The organism is Cellulomonas algicola (genome assembly GCF_003851725.1).
GTDB classification, from domain to species: Bacteria; Actinomycetota; Actinomycetes; order Actinomycetales; family Cellulomonadaceae; genus Cellulomonas; species Cellulomonas algicola.
The window spans coordinates 1-7,360 of record NZ_BHYL01000305.1 but is presented as its reverse complement, the minus strand read 5'-3'; the positions used below and the strand labels follow the sequence as shown (position 1 = coordinate 7,360).

Genomic DNA, 7,360 nt, shown 5'->3' with positions numbered 1-7,360 from the left:
GGACCGTCGACCGCGAGGGCGAGGTGCAGGGTCATCGCGGGTGGTGCTCCAGTTCTCAGGCGGGGTGGGAGGCGCGTACCGCGTCGACGGCCGCGCCGAGGCGGTCGACGAACGCGAGCAGGGTGTCGGTCGTGTGGTTGCCGTAGGCGAGCCGCAGGTGGTCGGCGAACTCGCGGCGGCCGCCCGACGCGAAGAACTCGCCCTGCTGGTACGTGGCACCGCGCTCGGCGGACTCGGCGTGCAGGCGGACGGGGTCGATCGACGCGTCGGTCAGCCGCGGCCACAGGAAGAAGCCGCCGTCCGGGCGGCGCGTCTCGACGATCCCGGGGAGGCGCTCGTGCAGCGCGTCCACGAGCACGTCGGCGCGCTCGCGGTACAGGTCGCGGGCCCGCGCGAGCGTGGTGTCGAACCAGGCCGGGTCGTGCGTGAGCAGGTCGACCACGATCTGCTGCTCGAGCGTGGAGGTGTGCGAGTCCTGCCGGTTGCGCAGCGTCACGAACGCGCTCGCGAGCTCCTCGGACGCGACGACCCAGCCGAGCCGCAGGCCCGGGCCGAGCGTCTTCGAGAACGTGTTGACGTGCACCACCCGGTCGGACGTCGACAGGATCGTCGAGTCCTCGTCGGCGCCACGGAACCGCAGCTCGCGGTACGGGTTGTCGGCCAGCACGACGAAGCCGTACCGCTCGGCGAGGTCGACGAGCCGCACGCGCTGGTCGGTCGGCAGCGTCCCCTGCGACGGGTTGTGGAAGTCCGGCACGGTGTAGACCGCGACGGGTCGCGCACCCGCGCGCAGCTGCCGCTCCAGGTCGTCGACGTCGAGGCCGTCCGGCCCGACGCGGACGGGCACGGGGCGGCCGTCGGAGAGCTCCAGGGCGCGCAGGAACAGCGGGAAGATCGGGTTGTCGACCGCGACCGCGTCGCCGCGCTCGACGAGCGTGAGCACCGCGAGCGACAGGCCGTGGAACCCGCCGTTCGTCACGATCACCCGCGCCGGGTCGACGCCCTCGCGCGCCGCGATCCAGCCGCGGAGGTCGTCGAGGCCCGCGGACTGCGAGTACTGGAACGCGGCCGGGCCCGAGCGTGCGCCGCGCAGGACGCGCTCGGCGGACGCGAGCAGCGCCTCGACCGGGAGCGCGGTGTCGTCGGGGATCCCGCCGAGCAGCTCGATGTCGCCGGGTCGGCGCCGGCGCAGGCTCGCGTCGCCGAAGCCCTTCGGGGCGCTCAGGGCGCGTGCGAGGGCGGAGAGGGACGCAGGCGCGGTGGGCGCCTCGGTGGCCGCCGGGGCGGTGGTGACGGTGGTGGTCATGACGGACCGGACCTTCCGTGGTTCGACGTCGCACGGCCGGGGCCGCACGGCGTGCTCGGCAGCACCCCACGCGTGCCGCGGGCTGCCGTCCCGCCTGCCGAGCCAGACGGCGGGACTCCTGACGGGCCGCGGACGCTAGGCACGGCTCGCAGGGGAGTCAACGGGTGGACGCGGTCGTCTCAGCCACCGGCGCGCACCGGCGGGAGGCCGAGCTGCTCGCGCAGCGTGCCGGGGGTCCGCGCGGTCCGGAACGCGCCCGCCCGCTGCAGGATCGGCACCACGTCGCGCGCGAACCGGCGCAGGCCCGACGGCATGACGGCGGGCCCGACGAGGAAGCCGTCCGCGGCGCCGGCGTCGAACCACGCGAGCAGCTCGTCGGCGACGTCCTGCGCGGTACCGACGACCAGACGGTGGCCGCGGGTCGCCGCGGCCACGCGTGCGAGCTCGGCGACGGTGAGCCGGTCCCGCTCGGCGCGCGCGTGCAGCAGCCGTGCGCGGCTGCGGTGCCCGTCGGTGACGGCAGGCGCGAGGTCGAGCGGTGCGTCGGGCGGCAGGTGCGACGTGTCCCAGCCGAGGATCGCCGACAGCCGGGCGCGCGCGTGGTCGTCGTCGATCGCGGCCGTGAGGCGGTCGTGCACGTCCTGCGCCTGGCGGCGCGTGTCGGCCACGACCGTGACGACGCCGGGCAGCACCAGGACGCGCTCGCGGCCGCGGTCGGCGGCGCGCGCCCGCACCTCGTGCGCGAACGCGACCGCGTCACCCAGGTGGTCCTGGGCCGTGAGCACGACGTCCGCGTACCGGGCCGCGAGGGCGAGCCCGGCCTCGGACGACCCACCCTGGAAGAGGACCGGCCGGCCCTGCGGCGAGCGCGACGCGGGCAGCACCCCGCGCACCGCGTGGTGGGCCGAGACGTGCTCGACCCGGCGGACCCGGGACGGGTCGACGTAGCGTCCGGTGCGCCGGTCGCGGACCACCGCGTCGGGCTGCCACGCGTCCCAGAGCGCGACCGCGGCCCGCACCGCGTCGGCGGCCTTCGCGTACCGCTCGGCGTGGTCGGGGAGCCGGTCCGCGCCGAGCGCCGTCGCGGCCTCGCGGCGGAACGACGTGACGACGTTCCAGCCCGCCCGACCGCCCGACACGTGGTCGAGGCTCGAGAGCTGGCGCGCTAGCTGCACGGGGTCGCTGAAGGTCGTCGAGAAGGAGCCGACGAGACCGATGTGCTCGGTCGCGGCCGCGAGGGCGGCGAGCAGCACCGCGGGCTCGAGCCGGGGATGGAAGCCGGGGGAGACCGGGTCGCCCTGCTCGCCGAGCACGTCCGTGACGAGCAGGAAGTGCAGCAGCGCGTCCTGCGCGGTGAGCGCCGCCGCCCGGTGCTGGGCCAGCGACTCCGTGTCGGTCGCCTGCGTGCTGACGCGCCACGCGCCGCCGTGCTGCCCGGCGACCGTGTGGTAGGCGCCGAGCACCATCTGCCGTCGTGCGGTCATGCCGTCCCCCTCTCGCGAGGGCGTCATGGTGCGGCGGCGCGTCGGCCGATCCAACGGACGGACTGGTGCTCCCGCGATGTGAGACGTCGCCGAGGGGGCGTTGACAGTGCCGCGGCGTGGGCCGACCCTTCCGCGCAGGTCACGAGCCCCGCCGTCTGGCCCGGCAGGCGGGGCAGCAACCCCGGCACGCGGGGTGCTCCCGGGCGCGACCCGGCCCGTCGTCCCGGCGGGCAACGTGCGAACGAACCGGAGCCCCGCATGTCCGTCGACGTCCAGGACACGACCCGCCTCGCCACGCAGCGCTACGGCGGCGCCGCCCCCGACGCCGTCGTGAGCACGCCGGTCGTCGAGCAGCAGCTCGCGCACCGCTCCGTCCGGCGCTACCTGCCCGACGCGGTCGACGACGCGACGCTCACGACCCTGGTCGCCGCCGCGCAGTCCGCCGCGACCAGCTCGAACCTCCAGCTCTGGAGCGTCGTCGCCGTCCGCGACGCCGCCGCCCGCGCCCGCCTCGCGGAGCTCGCCGGCGGACAGGCGCACGTCGTGCAGGCGCCGGTCCTGCTCGTGTGGCTGGTCGACCTCGCGCGCGCCCACGCGGTCGCGGCGAGGCACGAGGCACCGACCGCGGGCGCCGAGTACCTCGAGACGGCGGTCGTCGGGTTCGTCGACGCGGCGCTCGCCGCCCAGAACGCGACGCTCGCGGCGGAGTCGCTGGGCCTCGGCACGGTCTACATCGGCGCGCTGCGCAACCACCCGGCCGAGGTGTCCGCGCTGCTCCGGCTCCCCGCGCACGCCTTCCCGGCGTTCGGGCTCGTCGTGGGTCACCCGGACCCGGCCGAGGGCTCACGCGTCAAGCCGCGGCTGCCGCAGTCCGCGGTGCTGCACCACGAGACGTACGACGAGCGCGCGCACGACGCGGTCGACGACTACGAGCGGCGCATCGGCGCGTTCTACGCCGACGAGGGTCTCGCGCACTCCTGGGTCGAGCGGCTGCTCGCCCGGCTGTCCGGCCCGCACGCGCTCAACGGCCGCGACCGGCTGCGCGAGCACCTGGAGACCCGCGGCTTCCCGCTGCGCTGACCCGTGCGAACCTCGCGGGCCGATCCCGTCCCGCCGATCCAGTCCCGCTGACTTCCACACCCAGGAGCACGACATGACCAGTCCCACCGCCCCCGCCGAGGACCTCTCGCTCGAGGACGCCGGCGCCCTGGCGCCGCTCGTCACGCCCGCCGACGCCGCCGAGCGCGTGGCCGCCGGCGCGGTCCTCGTCGACGTCCGCAGCGACGCCGGCCGCGCGCGCACGGGGGCGATCCCCGGCGCGACGGTCGTCGACCGGTACGCCGTCGACACCGACTTCGACCTGGCGTCGGCGGCGCACATCGCGCCCGTCGTCTCCCTCGACACACCGATCGTCGTCGTGTGCGGGTCCGTCCGCGGCTCAGGTCCCGTCGCCGCGGAGCTGCGTGCGCGCGGCTTCACGAACGTCGTGCACGTCGAGGGCGGCGCACCCGCGTGGAAGGACGCCGGCCTGCCGGTCGACGAGATCGCCGTCGACCAGGACCCGGCGTGAGCGCACCCACCACCGACCGGGTCGACGGGACGCGGCAGGTCGGGATCGTCGTGCGCCTCGTCGAGCCGCACGAGCACGACGAGGTCGCGCGCCTGTCCGTCGCCGCCTACGCGCACGACTACGACATCAGCGACACCTACCGGGCGTCGCTGGCCGACGTCGCGGCCCGAGCGGGCGAGCACGAGGTCTGGGTCGCGCAGGACCTCGCGACCGGCAGGCTGGTCGGCACCGTCGCGACGCCGCGCGCCGGCGGGCACATCTCGCCGCTCGGGCAGGACGGCGAGCTCGACTTCCGGCTGCTCGCGGTCGACCCGTCGGCCCGCGGGCGCGGCATCGGGACGCTGCTCACGCGGTTCGTCGTCGACCTGGCCCGCGCACGCGGCCTGTCGCGCGTCGTCATGAACTCCGGACCCCGGATGACCGGCGCGCACCGCCTCTACGAGCGCCTCGGGTTCGTGCGGGTGCCCGAGCGCGAGACGCGGGTCGTCGACGGCGGGACGCTGCTCGCGTTCAGCCTCGACGTGGGGCCCGTGGGGGAGGGCACCGCGACCGGCGGCCGGGTCGTGGAACCCCGGACCGACGAGGGCGCCCGCGGTCTACCCTGACGGGATGACCGCATCGCTCGAGGCACCCCTGCACGACGCCGCCGAGACGGACGTCGCCGCGCAGGTCCGCGAGGTGGCGCAGCGTGCCAAGGTCGCGTCCCGTGCGCTCGCGACCGCGACCCGTGCCACCAAGGACGCCGCGCTGCACGCGCTCGCGGACGCGCTGGTCGCCGCCACCGCCGAGATCGTGGCCGCGAACGCCCTCGACCTGGACCGGGGCCGCGCCGACGGCATCTCCCCGGGGCTCCTCGACCGCCTGGCCCTCACGCACGAGCGCGTCGCGGCGATCGCCGACGCGCTGCGCGAGCTCGCGGGCCTGCCCGACCCGGTCGGCGAGGTCGTGCGCGGCTCGACGCTGCCGAACGGCCTCCGGCTGCGCCAGCTGCGCGTCCCGATGGGCGTCGTGGGCATGATCTACGAGGCACGGCCCAACGTGACGGTCGACGCCGCCGGCCTCGCGCTGAAGTCCGGCAACGCCGTGATCCTGCGCGGCGGGTCCGCGGCGGCCCACAGCAACGAGGTCATCGTCCGCGTGCTGTCCGACGCGCTCGTCGCGCAGCGCCTCCCCGGCGACCTCGTGCAGTCCATCGACGCGTGGGGTCGTCCCGGTGCCGTCGCGCTCATGCACGCGCGCGGGCTCGTCGACGTGCTCGTGCCGCGCGGGGGAGCGGACCTCATCGCGACCGTCGTGCGCGAGTCCACCGTGCCCGTGATCGAGACCGGCGTCGGCAACGTGCACGTCTACGTCGACGAGAGCGCCGACCTGTCCGTCGCGCTGCCGATCCTGCTCAACGCCAAGACCCAGCGCGTCGGCGTCTGCAACGCCGCGGAGACGCTGCTCGTGCACGAGGGCGTGGCCGACGAGTTCCTGCCCGTCGCGCTGGCGGCGCTCGCGGACGCCGGCGTGACGATCCACGGCGACGAGACGACGCTGCGGCTCGCGCCGGAGGAGGTGTCCGTCGTCGCCGCGACCGACGAGGACTGGGCGAAGGAGTACCTGTCGCTCGACCTCGCGGTCCGCGTCGTCGACGACCTCGACGAGGCGCTCGACCACATCCGCACGTGGAGCTCGGGGCACACCGAGGCGATCGTCACGCGCGACCTGGCCGCGTCCGAGCGGTTCGTCGCCGAGGTCGACTCCGCGGCCGTCATGGTCAACGCCTCGACGCGGTTCACCGACGGCGGACAGCTCGGCCTGGGCGCCGAGATCGGCATCTCCACCCAGAAGCTGCACGCCCGCGGCCCGATGGGCCTCGCCGAGCTCACGACCACCAAGTGGGTCGTGCAGGGCGACGGGCACGTCCGGCCCTGACGCCACAGCGCGTCGTGCGACACTTGTCGCTCCCCGACAACCCCACAGGAGGAACACCGTGCACAGCGCACTGATCGCCGCTGCCGAGGAAGCCGCCGAGCACGCCAACGAGCTGCCGTTCTCGCCCGTGGTGTTCGGGGTCGGGGCGTTCGTCGGCCTCGTCGCCATGCTGCTGTTCACCTTCGCGTTCCGGAGCGTCGGGACCCGCCACTGAGCGCGGCGGGGAGCACCGGTCCGATGACGCAGCGGCGACCCCGCCTGGGGGTGATGGGTGGCACGTTCGACCCCGTCCACCACGGGCACCTCGTCGCCGCGAGCGAGGTCGCGGACCGGTTCGACCTGGACGAGGTCTTCTTCGTCCCCACGGGCCAGCCGACGTTCAAGCAGGAGCAGGACGTCACCGTCGCGGAGCACCGCTACCTGATGACCGTCATCGCGACCGCGTCGAACCCGCGGTTCACCGTGAGCCGCGTCGACATCGAGCGTCCCGGGCTGACGTACACGGTCGACACGCTCCGTGACCTCAAGACGCTGCGCCCGGACGCCGACCTCTTCTTCATCACGGGTGCCGACGCGATCGAGCAGATCCTCACGTGGAAGGATGCCGAGGAGCTGTTCGCCATGGCGCACTTCGTGGCGGTGACCCGTCCGGGTCACACGTTGTCGGTCGACGGCCTGCCCGCCGACCGTGTGAGCATCCAGGAGATCCCCGCCCTGGCGATCTCCTCGACCGACGTCCGCGCGCGGGCACGCGCCGGCCAGCCGGTCTGGTACCTCGTCCCCGACGGGGTGGTCCAGTACATCGCGAAGCACAGGTTGTATCGAGGTCAGTCATGAGTGAACCGGGAGAGCGGCGGCGTCGCCGCGAGCTCGAGCGCGCCGCCGCCGAGCAGGAGGCCGCCCAGGGGCAGTCGTCCCGTCGCGCCATGCGCGAGCAGACGACGGGTGGCTCCGGCGTGCCGTCCTGGTCGCAGCCGGCCGACGAGCAGCCCGCGCGGTCCCGCCGGTCGAGCCGCGACACGACGCTCGACCCGACCAACGCGCCGCGTCCGGCCGCGGGGGCGCAGCCGCCCGCCGCCCCGC

At 75.3% G+C, this 7,360-nt stretch carries 9 protein-coding genes and 1 riboswitch; of the genes, 7 read left to right on the top strand and 2 right to left on the bottom strand.

Going from position 1 to position 7,360, the window contains the following annotated elements; translation table 11 throughout:
* Positions 1-55: 55 nt before the first annotated feature.
* Both CTKZ_RS17175 and CTKZ_RS17170 read right to left on the bottom strand, forming a co-directional pair.
* Positions 56-1,306 (bottom strand): aminotransferase-like domain-containing protein, encoded by a 1,251-nt coding sequence (locus CTKZ_RS17175; RefSeq protein ID WP_124344087.1) that lies wholly within the window; start codon positions 1,304-1,306, stop codon positions 56-58.
* Between the two features lie 179 nt (positions 1,307-1,485).
* A complete protein-coding gene (locus tag CTKZ_RS17170) occupies positions 1,486-2,790 on the bottom strand; it encodes an NtaA/DmoA family FMN-dependent monooxygenase (protein ID WP_160142929.1) in 1,305 nt (434 codons plus the stop codon).
* A 137-nt stretch (positions 2,791-2,927) separates the two neighbouring features.
* Positions 2,928-3,033: riboswitch (SAM riboswitch) on the top strand.
* Positions 3,034-3,048: 15 nt separating this feature from the next.
* Here CTKZ_RS17170 and CTKZ_RS17165 point away from each other — a divergent pair.
* The 7 genes from CTKZ_RS17165 to CTKZ_RS17140 all read left to right on the top strand — a co-directional run.
* Positions 3,049-3,870: a nitroreductase family protein gene (locus CTKZ_RS17165; protein WP_124344085.1), complete on the top strand. Its 822-nt coding sequence runs from the start codon at positions 3,049-3,051 to the stop codon at positions 3,868-3,870.
* A gap of 73 nt (positions 3,871-3,943) precedes the next feature.
* Positions 3,944-4,360: a rhodanese-like domain-containing protein gene (locus CTKZ_RS17160; RefSeq protein ID WP_124344084.1), complete on the top strand. Its 417-nt coding sequence runs from the start codon at positions 3,944-3,946 to the stop codon at positions 4,358-4,360.
* Positions 4,357-4,965 (top strand): GNAT family N-acetyltransferase, encoded by a 609-nt coding sequence (locus CTKZ_RS17155; RefSeq protein WP_124344083.1) that lies wholly within the window; start codon positions 4,357-4,359, stop codon positions 4,963-4,965. The genes CTKZ_RS17160 and CTKZ_RS17155 overlap by 4 nt, the downstream gene beginning before the upstream one ends.
* Positions 4,966-4,969: 4 nt before the next feature.
* Positions 4,970-6,277 carry a glutamate-5-semialdehyde dehydrogenase gene (locus CTKZ_RS17150; protein ID WP_124344082.1) on the top strand — a complete coding sequence of 436 codons (1,308 nt, stop codon included), beginning with the start codon at positions 4,970-4,972 and terminating at the stop codon, positions 6,275-6,277.
* A gap of 58 nt (positions 6,278-6,335) precedes the next feature.
* Positions 6,336-6,491, top strand: coding sequence for a hypothetical protein (locus CTKZ_RS22095; RefSeq protein WP_200829795.1), 156 nt, complete (start codon positions 6,336-6,338; stop codon positions 6,489-6,491).
* A 23-nt stretch (positions 6,492-6,514) separates the two neighbouring features.
* Positions 6,515-7,114 (top strand): nicotinate-nucleotide adenylyltransferase, encoded by a 600-nt coding sequence (nadD, locus tag CTKZ_RS17145; RefSeq protein ID WP_124344081.1) that lies wholly within the window; start codon positions 6,515-6,517, stop codon positions 7,112-7,114.
* A partial coding sequence (locus tag CTKZ_RS17140; RefSeq protein ID WP_148090512.1) for a hypothetical protein occupies positions 7,111-7,360 on the top strand: 250 nt, incomplete at its 3' end. The genes nadD and CTKZ_RS17140, both read left to right, overlap by 4 nt.